At 61.0% G+C, this 16721-nt stretch carries 10 protein-coding genes; 9 read left to right on the forward strand and 1 reads right to left on the reverse strand.

The genetic code is table 11. The features are described 5' to 3' along the window. Positions 1-90 precede the first annotated feature (90 nt). The 8 genes from JQ845_RS22545 (at position 91) to JQ845_RS22580 (ending at position 11571) form a co-directional block, all read left to right on the forward strand. Positions 91-1527 carry a coniferyl aldehyde dehydrogenase gene (locus tag JQ845_RS22545; RefSeq protein WP_203009488.1) on the forward strand — a complete coding sequence of 479 codons (1437 nt, stop codon included), beginning with the start codon at positions 91-93 and terminating at the stop codon, positions 1525-1527. A 156-nt stretch (positions 1528-1683) separates the two neighbouring features. After that, on the forward strand, positions 1684-3258 hold the full coding sequence (locus JQ845_RS22550) for an amidase (RefSeq protein ID WP_203009489.1): 1575 nt from the start codon (positions 1684-1686) through the stop codon (positions 3256-3258). Positions 3259-3502: 244 nt separating this feature from the next. Next, a complete protein-coding gene (locus JQ845_RS22555; protein WP_003447746.1) occupies positions 3503-4690 on the forward strand; it encodes an acyl-CoA dehydrogenase family protein in 1188 nt (395 codons plus the stop codon). 42 nt (positions 4691-4732) lie between these two features. Next, complete coding sequence (locus JQ845_RS22560; protein WP_203009490.1) at positions 4733-6481, forward strand: FAD-binding protein; 1749 nt, start codon at positions 4733-4735, stop codon at positions 6479-6481. Beyond that, positions 6478-8223, forward strand: a complete 1746-nt coding sequence (locus JQ845_RS22565) for an FAD-binding protein (RefSeq protein ID WP_010657406.1) — start codon at positions 6478-6480, stop codon at positions 8221-8223. Before JQ845_RS22560 ends, JQ845_RS22565 begins: the two co-directional genes overlap by 4 nt. Continuing rightward, positions 8207-8968: an SDR family oxidoreductase gene (locus JQ845_RS22570; protein WP_203009491.1), complete on the forward strand. Its 762-nt coding sequence runs from the start codon at positions 8207-8209 to the stop codon at positions 8966-8968. Before JQ845_RS22565 ends, JQ845_RS22570 begins: the two co-directional genes overlap by 17 nt. A gap of 1 nt (position 8969) precedes the next feature. Next, the gene (locus JQ845_RS22575) at positions 8970-10001 is read left to right on the forward strand and encodes a ferredoxin--NADP reductase (RefSeq protein ID WP_203009492.1); all 1032 of its coding nucleotides are present in this window, start codon (positions 8970-8972) and stop codon (positions 9999-10001) included. A 19-nt stretch (positions 10002-10020) separates the two neighbouring features. Continuing rightward, on the forward strand, positions 10021-11571 hold the full coding sequence (locus JQ845_RS22580) for a FadD3 family acyl-CoA ligase (RefSeq protein WP_127195626.1): 1551 nt from the start codon (positions 10021-10023) through the stop codon (positions 11569-11571). 201 nt (positions 11572-11772) lie between these two features. Here JQ845_RS22580 and JQ845_RS22585 read toward each other — a convergent pair whose 3' ends face one another. After that, positions 11773-12351, reverse strand: coding sequence for a putative adhesin (locus tag JQ845_RS22585; RefSeq protein WP_127195625.1), 579 nt, complete (start codon positions 12349-12351; stop codon positions 11773-11775). 358 nt (positions 12352-12709) lie between these two features. On the opposite strand from JQ845_RS22585, the gene JQ845_RS22590 reads away from it, so the two are divergent. Continuing rightward, a partial coding sequence (locus JQ845_RS22590) for an RHS repeat domain-containing protein (protein ID WP_203009493.1) occupies positions 12710-16721 on the forward strand: 4012 nt, incomplete at its 3' end.

The raw sequence follows: 16721 nt of genomic DNA on the forward strand, positions 1-16721 counted from the left end.
TACAGCCGATTATCGTCCGATCGGACGAGGCGTGGAGGGTCGTAATTGTCTAGCGTCGGCGCATTAAAACGATGCCAAGAGGACTGATCCATGACATGCAGCAGTACGGCCCCAGAACAGCTGTCCAGCCTGTTGGCAGCGCAAAAAAAAGCCTTTATCGAGGCCGGTCCGGTCAGCGTTGAACAGCGTCAGCAACGGATCCAGCGGGTGATAGAGCTGCTGGTGCGTTATCAGCAGCCGTTGGTTGAAGCCATGGATGCGGACTTTGGTGGCCGGCCCCAGGGTTTTTCGTTGATGAATGATGTGCTGGGTTCACTGGCATCGCTCAAATATGCCCGCGACCATGTTGCGCACTGGGTGCAGGACGAGCCGCGCCAGGTATTCGCCCCCTATGACCAGTTGGGCGCCAAGGCCTGGGTGATGCATCAGCCCAAGGGCTCGATCGGGATCATGGGCACCTGGAACGCGCCGCTGTTCACCTTGCTCAGTCCGCTGGCCTGCGTGCTGGCCGCGGGTAACCGGGCCATTCTCAAACCCTCGGAAGTGGTACCGCGCACAGCCGAGGTGCTGGCCCGGGCCTTCGGTGAATTGTTCGATACGCTGGAAGTCGCGGTGGTGCTCGGTGATGCAGACCTGGCCCAGGCGTTTACTTCGCAGCCGTTTGACCATCTGGTATTTACCGGCAGCACTGCCGTGGCGCGCTCGGTGATGCGCAATGCGGCCGAAAATCTGGTGCCGCTGACCCTTGAACTCGGGGGCAAATCGCCGGTGATCATTTCCCGCAGCGCCGATCTGGCCAAGGCTGCATTCAGCATTGCCGTGGCCAAAGCCAACAACGGCGGGCAGATTTGTATAAATCCGGACGTGGTGTACGTGCCCCGAGAGCAATTGGGGGACTTTATCGGCGCCCTTGGTGCGGCTTACAACGAGCTGTTGCCGACCGTGGCCGACAATCCGGATGTGGTGGCCGTGGTCAATGCCCGGCACTTGCAGCGCATAGAAAGCTACGTGCAGGACGCCCGACAGCGGGGCGCCCGGGTGGAGAGCTTCCCGCGGGAGCTGGAGGCTGATCCCCAGGCGCGGCGTCGCCCCCTGCAAGTGGTGATCGATCCGCCCCGTGACAGCCTGATCATGCAGGAAGAAATCTTTGGGCCGGCGCTGGTGGTGCTGCCCTACGATGAGATCGACTGGGCGCTGGCGGACATCAATTCACGGGATCGGCCGTTGGCCCTGTATTACTTTGGCCAGAGCGAAGAAGAGCGGCGTCATGTACTGCAGCGCACTATCTCGGGCGGCGTGACCATCAACGACGTGATGATGCATGCGGCCATGCACGACGCGCCGTTTGGTGGCATTGGTGCCTCCGGCATGGGGCATTACCACGGCCGTGAAGGCTTCCTCGAGTTCAGCCACATGCGCACCGTTTTCAAGGCTGCGGCCCATGATCCGCGCCGCGAGTGGGGCATGTTGCCGCCCTATGGCGAACACTTCCAGGCGACCATGCAGTCGATGGTCACCCCTGACTGATTCCACCCAGAAATAAATCAACCCTGCAGGAGCGTGCTTGCTCGCGATGCCGGCAACCCGGCGGTTCAGACCGGTCGGGGTGTCGCAATCGCGGGCAATCCAGTGTCGAGCGGTTGCTCCTGCCCATAACAACAAGATGTGATCCGGAGAGATATTTTGCCAATCCCTGCTGCTACCCCAGAAGACACCCAGACCCCGGCCGGCTGGCAACGCCGCCACGTACTCAAGGCCGGTGTCCTGGCCGCAGGCGCCGGTCTGCTCGGCCGCTATGCCGGTGCGGCGGGTTCGAGCGCCGTATCATCCAACGAATATCTGGCGATGGACGCCACCGACATGGCCCGGGCCGTGCAAAAGGGTGAGCTCACTCCCGAGCACCTGCTGGCTGCGGCCATGGCCCGTTGTGATGCGGTCAACCCCAAGGTCAATGCGGTCAACATGCGTCACGACGAGTACGCCCGGGCGCTGCTCCAGACCCGTCGCGCCGCAGGGGCACCCGCCACCGGCGCGCTGGCTGGCGTGCCCATCCTGATCAAGGACCTCAACACCTACCTTGAAGGCACCCGCACCACCAATGGTTGCCGTCTGTTCAAGGATGCACCGCCGGCGCCACAAACCAGCACCCTGATTGCCCGCTATCAGGCGGCTGGCGCTGTACCCTTCGGCAAAACCGCGTGCCCGGAGTTTGGTCTTACCACCACCACCGAATCCCTGCTCTGGGGGCAAACCCGCAACCCGTGGAACCTGGGCAGAAGCGCAGGGGGCTCCTCCGGTGGTGCGGCTTCGGCAGTGGCGGCCGGCATTGTGCCGGTGGCCCATGCCACTGACGGCGGCGGCTCGATCCGTATTCCGGCCTCCTATTGCGGTGTGGTTGGCCTCAAGCCCACCCGTTACCGTACCCCCAGCGGCCCGGGCAAATATGAAGGCTGGTTCGGTGCCAGCGTCGGCAACGTGGTATCGCGCAATATCCGCGACATGGCATTGTTTCTGGATGTCGGTCAGGGTCATGAGCCAGGCAGCCCGTACTGGGCAAAGCCGCTGGTACGCCCGTATATCGAAGAGCTGCGCACCGCCCCCGGGCGTTTGCGCATCGGCCTGGTACGGGATTCACTGACCGGTTCGCCCCTGGACCCTGCAGTTGCAAAGGTGCTGGACGATACGGCCAGACGCCTGAGCGCGATGGGGCACAACGTTGAAGAGTTGCGTTTGAATATCGACCCGCGCCAGTTGTTCGGAGCCCACGGATCGGTGATCGGCGACGCCTTGCTGACCCTGGTTCACGACCGCGAACAGGCGATGGGCCGGCCGGCCACTGCCGATGACTTTGAACGCATCACCCAGGTGGTGCTGGACAATGGCAAGAAAGTCACGGGCGAGGGCCTGTACCGGGCCCGGCAGTCGTTTGAAAGCATTGGTGGCTACATGGAGCAGCAGTTCGACACCTACGACGTGATCCTGTCGCCGGTCACCGCCAACCTCACCCCGGAACTGGGCCTGCTCAGCCTCAACCAGCCCTGGGAAAGCTACGCCCACAACGCCATGGGCAGCGCGGCGTTTACCGTACTGGCCAACGTCAGCGGGCAGCCGGCGATCTCGTTGCCGGTGGGCATGAGCGACAACGGATTGCCGATCGGCATGATGTTTACCGGGCCATTGGGCGGCGAAGACGTGCTGTTGCGTCTGAGCGCACAAATCGAGCAGGACCGGCCGTGGGCGAAATTGCCCACTGTTTGATAACCCATTGCAGTGTCTGTAGTCGCTGACAAGCAGCGCGAGGCTGCGATCGGTAACCCCGGCTGGCAGGGTCCACCATCGCTGCGCAATCGGTCGCAGCCTCGCGCAGTTCTTCAACCCCTGCGGGGGTTGGTGGCGTAACGCCTAGTCCGCTTTGACGATGATCAGCAGCGCGCCAGGCCGGATTATTCGTCATACAGCGCCCGCGCATTCGCGCAGCGAGAGACTGACGGAGAACAGACGGATGGATCAGATACGAGAGAAAAGTCCGATAGAGCTTGAGCTGCTGGAACGCGCGCGCAATCTGATACCTGCGCTAAAAAGCCGTTCAGCCCAGGCGGACAAGGATTGCAAACTGCCCGACGATACCGTTCGCGACATGCAGGAGGCCGGCTTGTTTCGTGCCCTGCAGCCGAAGATGTGGGGCGGTCATGAAGTGGATCTGCGCACCTTCTTTGAAATTCAGATGATCCTGGCCGAGGGCTGCATGTCCACTGCCTGGGTCTTTGGTGTGGTCGGTGTTCACCCGTGGCAACTGGCGCGTTACCCGGTAGAAGCACAACGCGATGTCTGGGGCGAAGACAGCTCCACGCTGGTGGCTTCGACCTATATGCCTGTGGCCAAAGTGACTCCGGTCAAGGGCGGATACCGGGTCAGCGGGCGCTGGGGTTTCTCCAGTGGCAGCCAGCATGCGCAATGGTGCCTGCTGGGCGGCATCGTGCCGCAAGATGAAACCGGACCGACCGAACACGGCACCTTCCTGATCCCGGCTTCTGACTATCGGATCGAACAGAACTGGGACGTACTGGGCCTGCGCGGCAGCGGCAGTCACGACATCATCGTTGAAGATGCCTTTGTCCCTGCACACCGGGTGCAACGCACCAACAACTACAGCATCGAAGCCACCCCGGGACGGCTGGTCAACACCAACCCGATGTACTCCATCCCGTTTGCCCAGGTATTTGCCCGCGCGGTATCCACCTCGGCGCTGGGTGCATTGCAAGGGGCGATCAACGAGTTCCGGACCAACGCCGCTGCGCATATCGGCAAGCATGGCGCCAAAACCGCCGAAGACCCGGCAGCCCAGGCGGCAGTCGCCGAGGCCACCATCACCGTTGATTCGCTCAAGCTGGTGCTGATGCGCAATTACGCACACCTCATGGCGCTGGCTGCTGCAGGCGAGTATCCGGACGTTGAAACCCGCCTGTTGTATCGCTACCAGTCATCCCATGTGACCAATGTCTGCGCCGACCGGGTCAGCGACCTGCTGCGTTGCATGGCAGCCTCGGGTTTGTACAACACCAACCCGGTGGCCCGTTATTTCCGCGACCTGCATCAGGCGCGCGGGCATATCGCCAACAACGAGGCGGCCTATCGCCGCAGCTATGGCGTGGTGCAATTGGGTTTACCCAACTCGGACCCTTTTGTTTGATCGAGTAATGACTTTCTGACCTCAGCGGATGGCATAACAATAATGACGGCTCAAGTTCAGTCTCAGTCCAGCTATGACGTAATCGTGGTCGGCTCCGGTGCGGGGGCGATGACCTCGGCCCTGTTTGCTGCCGATCAGGGCCTTTCAGTTCTGATTGTCGAGAAGAGCGACAAATACGGCGGTACTTCGGCAATTTCCGGCGGCGGTATCTGGATTCCGAACAACCATTACTTCGCTGCCATCGGCGGGCGGGACAGCGCTGAGCTGTCAATGCAATACCTCAAGGCCGCTACCGGCGAACACGGCGATCCGGTGCGCCTGCAGGCGTATCTGGATAACGCTGCGCCGATGATCAAAAAGCTCACCGCCAATAGCCGGGTGCGCTATGCCGTGGCCGACAAATATCCGGATTATTACCCGCAACTGCCCGGCGCCTTGCCGGGCGGGCGGACCCTTGACCCCGAGCTGTTCGACACCAGTTTGCTCGAAGAAGAACTGCCCAACCTGCGCAAGCCTTCGCCCTCGACTCTGCTGATGGGGCGTATTGCCTGGACTGCCCGCGATGCACACAAGGCCATGGCCCGCAGCTTCGGTTGGCAATGGCTGATCTTCAGGCTGATGGCTCGCTACAAGATGGACTTCAAGTGGCGGCGCAAGAGCAAGTACGACCGTCGTGCGGCACTGGGCAGTTCCCTGGTGGCGTCCCTGCGTCGCTCGCTGATGGATCGCAATGTGCCGTTGTGGCTCAACACCGATTTCCAGGACGTGCTGCTGGACGGTGATCGCGTTTGCGGGATCAAGGTCGCCACGGGGGGCAAGATTCTCGAACTCAAGGCCCGGCGTGGGGTGATCTTTGGCTCGGGCGGTTTCGAGCAGAATCAGACCCTGCGGGAAAAATTCCTGCCGCAACCCACCAAGGCCGGCTGGAGTGCCACGCCACCGGGCAACAACACCGGTGCCGCACTGGAAGCGGGGCTCAATATCGGCGCGGCCACGGCGTTGATGGACTGGGCGTGGTGGGCGCCGACCATTGCCGTGCCCGGTGAAGAAAAACCCCGCGGCGTGTTTGCCGAGCGTGCGTTTCCGGGGGCCATTGTGGTCAACAGCCTGGGCCATCGCTTTGTGAACGAAGCTGCGCCGTATCTTGAATTCGTTGATGCCATGTACAAGGACAACCAGAAAACCGGCGGCCGCACGGTGCCGTCATGGGTGATCTTTGATGGCCATTTCCGTTTCCATTACGCCATGGGCCCGCTGATGCCGGCCCAGGTGATGCCAGACAGCCGTCTGCGCAAAGAATGGCTCAATACCCTGTACTGGAAGGCCGACAGCCTTGAGCAACTGGCCTTGCAGATTGGCGTTGATGGTGCCGGCTTGATCAGCACCGTAAACAAGGTCAATGAATACGCGAAAACCGGTGTCGACCTTGACTTCGAACGCGGCGCCAATGTGTTTGACCGTTACTACGGTGACAGCAATATCAAGCCCAATCCGTGCCTGGCGCCGCTGCGCAAAGGTCCGTATTACGCCATGCGCCTGGATGCCGGAGACATTGGCACCAAGGGCGGATTGCTGACCAACCGCTACGCCCAGGTGGTACGTGAAGACGGCCAGCCCATCAGCGGCCTGTATGCCATTGGTAACTGCTCCGCTTCGGTCATGGGTACCAGCTACCCCGGTGCCGGCGGCACCCTTGGCCCGGCCATGACCTTTGGCTATATCGCCGCCAACCATATTGCCAGCAGCAACGTACCGGTGGCGGCGGGCGCCATCGCCGAGGCGCTGTCATGAGCCGGCCCCGTTCCGGCAGCAATACCAAAATCCTGGCCCCGTTACAGGCCGACCGCCTGGATGGCCGGGGCTGGGACTACAGCTGCGATGTCCTGGTTATCGGTTGGGGCGCCGCCGGTGCCTGTGCTGCGCTGGAAGCGCGCAGCCAGGGGGCTGAAGTGATTGTTGCCGACCGTTTTACCGGCGGCGGTGCCAGCGCCAAAAGTGGCGGGGTGGTGTATGCCGGTGGCGGTACCCGCCAACAGCAGGACGCCGGGTTCAGCGATACCCCGCAAGCGATGTTTGACTACCTCAAGCACGAAACCCGGGGCGTGATCAGCGACGACACCCTGCGCAAGTTTTGCGATGACAGTGCCGACAACCTGCGCTGGCTCGAAAGCCATGGCGCACGCTATGCCCACAGCCTGCCACCGGGTGGCAAAACCTCATATCCGGCCGATGGCTATTTTCTGTATTACTCCGGCAACGAACTGGTGCCGTCCCATAGTGGCGAGCACCCCGCGGCACCCCGCGGGCATCGCACCGTTGGCAAGGGGCAATGCGGTGCCGTGCTCTATGGCCATTTGCAAGCCGCCTGCCTGCGCGCCGGGGTACAACCCTTGTTGCAATCGGCGGCGCGCCGCCTGGTGGTGGATGACAACGGGCGCGTGCTGGGTGCCGAGCTTTGGCGTTTGCCCGAGGGCACCCGCGAAGCCCGTGTACATGCGCGTCTGGCAGCCCGCGCCGAGCGCTGGCAAAACTTTGCCCCCGGTTATTGCGATCGCCTGCGGCAAAAGATCAGCCGCCTTGAACGTGACCATGGGCAACCTGTGCTGGTCCGGGCCCGGCGCGGAGTGATTCTGAGCACCGGCGGTTTTATCTTCAATCGCGATTTGATCCGTGAACATGCCCCCAAATTCCGCCGTAATTTCAAGGTCGGTGCCACCGGTTGCGATGGTAGCGGCCTGCGCCTCGGACAGTCAGTGGGGGGCAAAAGCGAACGCCTGAGCCGGGTATCGGCCTGGCGCTTTATCAACCCGCCGTTTTGCTGGCCCAAGGGGATTGTGGTCAACGCCCAGGGGCAGCGTTTCTGCAATGAGGAAGTTTATGGCGCCACCCTGGGCCAGCCGTTGTGCGAAGAGCAGGGCGGTCAGGCATGGCTGGTGCTGGATGCGCGCTTGCGCAAGCAGGCGATCCGCCAGGCCCTGTTCGGTGGTTACTGGTGGTTTCAGAGCCTGCCGGCACTGGCCCTGATGCTGCTGCGGGTGCGCAAGGGCGATAACCCTGACCGGCTGGCCCAGGTCTGCGGCATGCAGTCCGGTGAATTGAGCAGCTCGCTGCGGGGGTATAACGCCGCTGCCCGGGGCGAAGTGGCGGACCCCTTCGGCAAGTCTGAAGGCAGTCGCCAGGTGCTGGATAAAGGCCCCTTCTACGCCTGCAATATCAGCGTCGACAACCCGGTATTTCCGCTGGGGGCCTTGACCCTGGGCGGGCTTAAAGTCGATGAAAACACGGGCGCGGTGCTGGATGACAACAGCCAGCCGATTGCCGGGTTGTACAGCGCCGGGCGTACCGCAATAGGCGTGGCCTCACACCTGTATATCAGTGGCCTGTCCCTTGCCGACTGCGTGTTTTCGGGACGCCGGGCAGGGCGGGCCAGCACCGCTGGCAGTGATCTCGAACGCGATGAACCGGTGGCGGGCCAGCGGGCGTCCACCGGCACTTCTATCCAACAAGGACTGCAGCATGAGCACACGAGTTGAAGGCAAGGTTGCCCTGATCACTGGCGGCGCCAGTGGCGTGGGCAGGGCCAGCGCGCTGCTCCTGGCCCGCGAAGGCGCGCGCGTGGTGATCAGTGATATCGATGTGGCGTCAGGCCTGGCCCTGGCTGAAGAAATCGGCCCCCAGGCGCTGTTCATCGAGCACGATGCGGCCTGTGAAGCGCAGTGGACGCGGGTCATCGAAACCATTGGCCAGCGCCATGGCCAGCTGGACATCTTGTTCAACAATGCCGGAATCCTGCTCAAGGGCGACATTGAAAACACCAGCCTGAGCGACTGGCAGCGGGTGCAGCGGATCAACTCCGACAGCGTATTTCTGGGGTGTCGCGCCGCCATTGGCCTGATGAAACAGGGGGGCGGCGGTTCGATCATCAATATGTCCTCCATCGCCGGTGTGGCCGGGCGTGATGACTACGCCGCCTATAGCGCCTCCAAAGGTGCCGTAGCAGCGCTGTCGCGCACCGTGGCGGTGATGTGCCGGCGTCGCAAATATCGCATCCGCTGCAACTCCCTGCACCCGGACGGCATTCTCACCCCCATGACCACGGCCACCCTGCCGGCGGGCCTGGACCCCTGGAGCCTGACCATCGATGCCGACCCCATGGGACGCATGTGCCTGCCTGAAGATGTCGCTGCCAGTGTGCTGTTTCTTGCCAGCGACGAGTCACGTGCAATCAACGGTATCGAACTGCGGATCGACAGTGGCCAGTTTGTAATGAGTATTTGATATGAATTCACCTGCCTATATTTCTCTGCGCGTGGCACAAATCGTCACTGAAACCGCGGACTCCAGATCGCTGGTGTTTGAGGTGCCCCAGGACTTGCGCGAGCGGTTTGCCTATAAGAGCGGCCAGTTTCTGACCCTGCGGGTGCCGTTTGAAGGCGGCTGGTTGCCGCGTTGCTATTCGTTGTCGAGCACGCCGCTGGTGGATGAACCGCTGCGGGTCACGATCAAGCAGGTGCGTGACGGTCGCGCTTCCAACTGGTTATGCCAGCAGTTGCGCGAAGGCGACCAACTGCAGGTGCTGGTTCCGGCCGGGGTCTTTGTGCCGCGCCATTTCGATGATGATTTCCTGTTGTTTGGCGGCGGTAGCGGGGTAACCCCGGTGCTGTCGATTTTGCGTTCGGCGTTGATCGCCGGCAGCGGTCGGGTCCTGCTGATCTATGCCAACCGCGACGAGGCCTCGGTGATTTTTGCCGACGAACTCAAGGCCCTGGCCAGCGCCTACCCGCAGCGCCTGCAGGTGATTCACTGGCTGGACTCGGTACAAGGGATTCCTTCGGTTGCGCAACTGGCGCAAATGGCCAGGCCGTTTGTGCATGCCCAGGCCTTTATCTGTGGTCCGGGGCCGTTCATGGATGCCGCTGTCAGTGCTTTGCATGACATTGGTATGGAACATGGGCGCATCCACGTCGAACGTTTTGTTTCGTTGCCGCAAGAGGGCAGCATCGCAGCCCCGGCCCCGGTCAACACTGATGTAATCGGCAGCCAGCTCTCGGTGCGCCTGGATGGCGAGGAGTTCGAAGTGCCCTGCGCCGAAGGCGAAACGGTGCTCAATGCCATGCTGCGCGCCGGGTTGAAACCCCCCAGTTCCTGTCTGGTGGGGTCCTGCGCCACCTGCATGTGCACCGTGGAGCGGGGCAGTGTCGAGATGCTGCGCAACGATGCCCTTGACCAACAGGAACTCAATGACGGCTGGGTCCTGGCATGCCAGTCCGTGCCCAACAGCGAACACCTGCGGGTGTGCTTCCCCGAATAATCAGCCGGACGAGTGATCGATGACTTTCAGCCCTACGACTATTCCCGAGTTACTGCTTGGCGCCGCGCAGCAACACGCAGGACGTACCGCCATTGAAGAAAACGGCGTGTGCACCGACTACCGCGATTTGCCGCGCCTGGCCCTGGCCGTGACCCGCAGCCTGATGGCCCGGGGCATCGGCAAGGGTGACCGGGTGGCCATCTGGGCCCCCAATGGCCGGGACTGGATCATTGCGGCACTGGGCATTCATTGCGCAGGGGCGGTAATGGTGCCGGTCAACACCCGGATGAAAGGCAACGAGGCAGCGGATATTCTGCAGCGCAGTTCCAGCCGGCTGTTATTCGTCCAGCCGAAGTTTTTAGGCACCGACTACTTGGCCTTGCTCGCCCCGCATCGCCCGGACAGCCTTGAGGGGCTGGTGCTGCTGGGAGATGCCCCGGCCTGGAATGAATTTCTGGCATCGGGGGCCGGCGTCAGCGAAACCGACGCCAGGCAGCGGGCCGCCGGGGTCAGTGCCGATGATTTGAGCGACCTGCTGTTTACCTCGGGCACCACCGGTAAACCCAAAGGGGTAATGAGTGCCCACGGGCAGAACATCCGGGCATTCAGCGAATACGTGAAGGTGATTGGTTTGCGGGCCGGTGACCGTTATTTGGTGATCAATCCGTTTTTCCATGCTTTCGGCTACAAGGCGGGCTGGTTGACGTGCTTGCTGGCCGGGGCAACCATTTTGCCGCACCCGGTGTTTGACGCCGAAGCCGTCTTCCAGCGCATTGCGGCCGAGAATATCAACGTACTGCCGGGGCCGCCGACCCTGTATCTGTCGATGCTGGCGCACCCCAAACTGGCGCAAACCGACCTCTCGAGCTTGCGCATTGCCGTCACAGGGGCGGCGACCATTGCCCCGAGCCTGATCGAACGGATGCGTCGCGAACTGGGCTTTGCGGTGGTCACCACGGCCTACGGCCTCACCGAGTGCGGCGGCCTGGCCACCATTTGCAACCCGGATGACCCGGCGCAGACCATTGCCAGCACCAGCGGGCGGGCCATTGCCGGCACCGAAGTGAGCATCCGTGATCCGCAAAACCGGGCCCTGGCAGCGGGGGATACCGGAGAAATCTGCCTGCGAGGTTTTCACGTGATGCAGGGTTACTTTGAAGATCCCCGGGCCACTGCCGAAACCATCGACAGTGAAGGCTGGTTGCACACCGGCGACATTGGCCAGCTGGATACTGCGGGCAACTTGCGCATCACCGATCGCCTCAAGGACATGTTTATCGTCGGGGGTTTCAACTGCTACCCGGCGGAAATTGAAGCGGGCCTGATCGAACACCCGGCCATCGCCCAGGTGGCGGTGATTGGCGTGCCGGACGAGCGCATGGGCGAAGTGGGCTGTGCCTGTGTGGTGCTGCGCCATGAACAGCGGCTGGACGAAGCGGGTTTGATTCTGTGGGCCCGGGAACACATGGCCAACTACAAAGTGCCGCGCATGGTGAGGTTCTACGAGGCGTTGCCGGTCAATGCATCGAACAAGGTGGCGAAGAATGAGCTGCGGTCCCTGATTGTTTAGGAACCGCATTTCGATTGCCCGTTACGCTGTTGCGTGCAACTGCCGGGCCGGTTGGCAGGCAGGTGTTTGGGGCTAACCACCACAGCACCTGCGCTCTGCTCCCAAGCGCCTGTCCCCCCGCTTGAAACCGCAGGGTCAATAATCAGCTCTGGCAGAAATACATGTCCGGGTCATGGCAGCAGAACCTTCGATCGGTTTTTATTAACCGAACAGGTACTCCCAGGCTCGGTCGTAATACCCTTTTTGCGTTTGAGTACTTCGAACCACCTCGTCATAAATCTGAGGTTGTTCGAAATACAGTCGCTCACTGCCACGGTGCCTGTAAACGGCCCTGCAATGTATGCAGTGAATATATTTAATGGCTGGCCGGTAAATTGATATCGCTTCAAAAACCTCTTGCATATAGGTTCTTGTGATGACACCGATCACATCATGATGAGCAGTGGGTAATGCCAGCTCTGATTCGAATGCGTTGCTCAGTGTGTAGTTAAACGTGGTGTTGTCTGCGTGGATGAATTCTTTAGGATTAATGTTTTTAGGTTCGCGTGCGGGGTTGTAAGTACTGTTATTCAATAGCAGGCGCCACCCCACGTCGGTGTTTGTATCTTCAGAGTGGTAGGCGTAATAAACCAGTTTTCTTCCTTTAGGCACAATCACCGGTGTCGCATAGGCCTTCTGAGAGCGTCTGATGCCTCCGTGAGCGAAGAGAATGGCATGCTCCGCCGCAGGGTTGATCGACTTGATGAAAACAAATTTATGCCTGTAAATGATGCCGCCCATCCCCGTCTCCCTAGGTAATATATCGGTCATTGTTTAGTTGTGGTGAGTGGCAGGTGGCCGTTCATTGGATGCCATGGGCAAGTTTCAATAGGGTTATTGGCAAGTCTATAAATGAACGGTTGCTGTTCAATGTAGCAAGTCTGCAGCCTGGTAAGTTAGCGAGTAAGGAAATGTGCTTATATAGGATTACTCTCAAAGTTTGTGTGGGTGCAGCGTTCTGAACTCTGCTGTCGTTGAGGAACTGATCCGGCTCTCATTTCTTTCTGTAGCGGCATCACTTACAGCCCTTGCTCATTGTTACCCTCAAGTCAGAGATTCTATTTTGCGACTCCTTTCAGCGAACCAAGGAGTAGCGAACATGCCTGATTTATCTGAGCACACCCCCGATATCCAGTCCGCCGCCAGCCTGCTCAGCAGCGGCGATGTGTATTCCGGGGCCTACAACTTTATGAGCAGCATCAGTGCCGGCGTCGATCCGCGCACCGGTGCGTTCTCGGCCTCGATAACCCTGCCCACCGGCGCCGCCAACGATTTGCGCGGGCCCATCAGCCAGTTGCGCCTGAGCCATAGTCCGCTGATGGCCGAAGATCAGGGCTTCGGTCTGGGCTGGATGCTCGGCACCACCTCCTGGGATGGGACCAGCCAGCAACTGCAACTCAATTCCGGCGAGCGCTTTCGCGGTGAGATTGTCGGCCAGAGCATGCGTTTCCCGGATGTGCGTTTGCCGGTAATCGCAGTGACCGTTCAGCGTCAGGAAATGTGGGTCCGGCATAACGACGGCACTTGTGAACGACTCGCGCCGTTGCCGGGGCATGCCAGCCTGTGGGTGGTCAGCACCCTGGTGGGTGCCGACGGCAGCGCCCTGAATTTTGACTGGCGTTCAGTTGGCAACGCGGCGTACCTGCAAAAAGTCAGTGATGCCCAAGGCCGCACTGTGCTGGCTCTGGCCTACGAGGGCGTGACAACCCATCTGACCTTACAGCCGGATACCCCCGCACAGGTGGTGATGTCTTTTCACCGGGTCTCCGGGCAGTTGCGCCGGGTGACGGTGGACGGCCTGCCCGATAATGGCTGGCAGTTTGAATACACCCGCAGTGATTCAGGTCTGTTGCTGCTGAACAAATGCACCCAGCCCACCGGCAGCACCGAGGAAGTGACTTACAGCGAGGCCAACGGCCTCAACCTGCCTGCAGGGGCGCCGTTTGCGCGGATGCCGGTGGTCAGTCAGACCCGCAAGGACCCGGGGGACGGCCAGCCGGTGCAACTGGTTCGCTATGACTATGGACTGTATGGCAGCAACAACTATTTTGGCTGGCCGGCAGTGCGTCAGTGGCGTAATCGCGAAGACAACCTCTACCACCTGACCGGTGCCGGGGATTTCCTTTATGGCTCCACCGAAACCCTGATGGATGCTAGGGGCACACCCCTGCAAACCATCAGCCGCACCTTTAACCGCTTCCACCTGCTGACCCGTGAACGCACCTTGCAGGGCCAGACCCTGCAGGAAACCGAAACCACCTATTACGACGAGCCGTGGTTGCCCATTGCCCGGCAACTGCCTTACTTCCAGTTCCCGCACAAGGTCATTACCCGCAAGGCGCAGCTGGACGGCCAACGGGTGTTGCGAGAGCTTGTTACCGAAGAAGAAACCCGCTACGACGAGCTGGGCAACCCGGTGTGGCACCGCAATGCATTGGGGGCCGTTGAAGAGTCCGAGTACTACCCGGTGAGCGGCGAGACCGACAACTGCCCGGCCGACCCACTGGGCCGCATCACCCGTCTGAAAAGTCGTACGGTCAGCCCGCCACCCGGTACCGAAGGCCCGGTCAAACAGACCCGCTACCGTTATCAGGCGCTGCCGGTACGTCAGAATGCTCCGGCGTTTGCCTTGCCTACCTTTGTGCAAAGCAGCGAGGAACAGCTACTGCTGGTCGACGGTGAAAAACTTGGCGAGCTGGGCCGCTCGACGCAAAATTTCATTAACGATCCGGCCTCGCCCCATCACGCTCGCATGCTCAGCGAAACCCAGACGGTAGAAGGTAAAAGCACTACCCGGGCCTACAGCTACAGCCTGACCCAAGCCCCAAACGCCCGCTCTCTTGAGCGCGCAGTCCTGCAGGAAAATGTCACGATTACAGGTCACGATGGCCAGTCAACTGTTGCGCAATCGTCGCAGGATTTGTACTCCGGCCTGATGGTCACCGAGCAGACCGACGAGCAACTGCGCATGGCCTTTGCCCACGATGCTCTGGGCCGTGTAACTCAGGAAGTCGCGGCCCCGGATTCGGCGTTCGAGGCTGAGGTCAATTGGGCCTATTCCTTGTCAGCGAACCAGCGCTGCCAGACCCGAATCGGCGCTTCCGGACGTAAGGAAACTGTCTGGCTCGATGGTATGGCCAGGGAAATCCGCCGGGAAAAACAGACCGACAGCGGTGAGACCTATACCGCCTGGACCGCCGAATATGACGTGCTGGGCCGGGTGTTCCGTGAAACCAGCTACGACCCGGGTAACGAAGACGTTCCTGCCCTGATCCTGACCACTGAACGCACCTTTGATGACTGGGGCAATGTGCTGACTGAAACCGGCGCAGACGGTATCACCCAGCACACCCTGGCCGACCCGGTAGCCCTGACCGGAACCCGCTGGCAGACCGACGCCAAGGGCGTGGCCGGGGCCAGAACCGTGACCACCCATAGCCTGGATGGCAAGCCGCTGACCGAGCAATTATTTTGCGCCCAAGGGGAGTTGCAACACACCTTGCGCTGGAGCTATGACGGCCTTGGCCGTTGCGTCAGCCAGTTCGATGCCATGGGCCGGGAGACCCGCCAAGAATGGGATGCGCGGGACCGGTTGGTATCCACCACGCTGCCTGATGGCTCCCTCATTAAACGCACCTACGCTGAAGGCTATGACGGCGAATTGCCGGCTACGGTATCGATTAGCCACCCTTCATTGGGCAGTAATGAAGTCCTGCTGGGCGAGCGTAAATATGACGGTCTGGGCCGACTGGTGTGGGAAAAGGTCGGGCAGGGTGTATCTGAATGGGAATATGCCGAAGGAGAAATTCACGCCCATACCCAAACCTTGCCTGACGGTACTCAAGTCCATACCGAACGCCAACCGGAACTGGGTGGTGCGTTGCTGTCGATGCAAGCTCCCGGGGTCAGCGTGTTCAACACCTACGATCCAAAAAATGGCCGTTTGCTGGAGTCCCGGGGCAACCTTGGGCAACAGAAAGATCACTGGTCCCCGTCCGGCCAACTGAGCAAAGCCGACTACGCCTGGCAAGGTGATCAGCCGCGCTCGCAACAGCAAAGCACCTCCCCGGCGGGCAGAGTAACGCGGCTGACCGATGCCGACGGTGCCGAACAGCGCTGCCAGTACGATGAATTCGGGCGTTTGAGCGTGCAGCAAGGTCCCGATGTGAGCATCAGCATTACTTACGATGCAGCGTCGCGGATTCATCAGCAGCGAACCCAATCAAACGATGGCTCGCGGGACATGACCGTAACCCTGGGCTATGACAGCCTGGGTCGCCCGGCCCGTCGTGAAACGGCTACCCGAACGTCGAATGCACAGCATGTAGAAGTGCAGACCCAGCAATGGCGTAAAGACGGCAAGCTTGCGCAGCGTGAACTGACCCGTGACGGTGTTTTGGTCCGGAGTGAAAGCTTCGACTACGACCTGCGCGGACGGGTGATTGCCCATCGCCTTGCAGGCCCGTCGTTGCCCGAAGATGCCCACGGCAAAACCTACCGCGAGCAACACTTCCAGTACGACGCCCTCGACAACGTCCTGCGTCTGGAAACGGTCTTTGCCGACGCCAGCGCCAGCAATATCAGTACATTTACCTACAACCCCGCCGATCTCACCCAGCTGCTTAGTCTCAGCCACAGCCGAAGCGATTACCCGGCACCGGTAACCCTGGAGTACGACGCGCTGGGCAATCTAAAACGCGACGAGCGCGGTAATCCGCTGCACTACGATGCCCTGGGCCGACTGATCGGGGTAACTCTGCCTACAGGCCAGCGTCGTTGGTACTACGGCCCGGCGGGCAACATCATCAAGACCGAAGACTCTACCGGCCCGCGCTGGCGTTACCACACCGGCGGTCAACTCAGTTGCGAGGTAGGTGAAAACACCCAGACCCGCTGGGTGCGGGCCGGTGACGTTCCGGTGGCTGAAAGCCGTCTTGCATCGGCAGTGCGCGAAGTGATGCTGCTGGGCACCGATGCCCAGGGCTCGATAACCACTGAGGCCAACGACAGCCTGAACACCCCGGTCTACGGCGCCTACGGCCAGAGCCAGCCCGGCACCAGCCGACTGGGCTACGCCGGCGCCTTGCGCGAACAGGACAGCGGCTGGTACT

The sequence above is a fragment of the Pseudomonas paraversuta genome (assembly GCF_904063065.1).
GTDB classification, from domain to species: Bacteria; Pseudomonadota; Gammaproteobacteria; order Pseudomonadales; family Pseudomonadaceae; genus Aquipseudomonas; species Aquipseudomonas paraversuta.

Coding starts and splice junctions, on each gene's coding strand:
- JQ845_RS22545 (WP_203009488.1), top strand. CDS start 91: ATGACATGCAGCAGTACGGCCCCAGAACAGCTGTCCAGCCTGTTGGCA.
- JQ845_RS22555 (WP_003447746.1), top strand. CDS start 3,503: ATGGATCAGATACGAGAGAAAAGTCCGATAGAGCTTGAGCTGCTGGAA.
- JQ845_RS22560 (WP_203009490.1), top strand. CDS start 4,733: ATGACGGCTCAAGTTCAGTCTCAGTCCAGCTATGACGTAATCGTGGTC.
- JQ845_RS22565 (WP_010657406.1), top strand. CDS start 6,478: ATGAGCCGGCCCCGTTCCGGCAGCAATACCAAAATCCTGGCCCCGTTA.
- JQ845_RS22570 (WP_203009491.1), top strand. CDS start 8,207: ATGAGCACACGAGTTGAAGGCAAGGTTGCCCTGATCACTGGCGGCGCC.
- JQ845_RS22575 (WP_203009492.1), top strand. CDS start 8,970: ATGAATTCACCTGCCTATATTTCTCTGCGCGTGGCACAAATCGTCACT.
- JQ845_RS22580 (WP_127195626.1), top strand. CDS start 10,021: ATGACTTTCAGCCCTACGACTATTCCCGAGTTACTGCTTGGCGCCGCG.
- JQ845_RS22585 (WP_127195625.1), bottom strand. CDS start 12,351: ATGGGCGGCATCATTTACAGGCATAAATTTGTTTTCATCAAGTCGATC.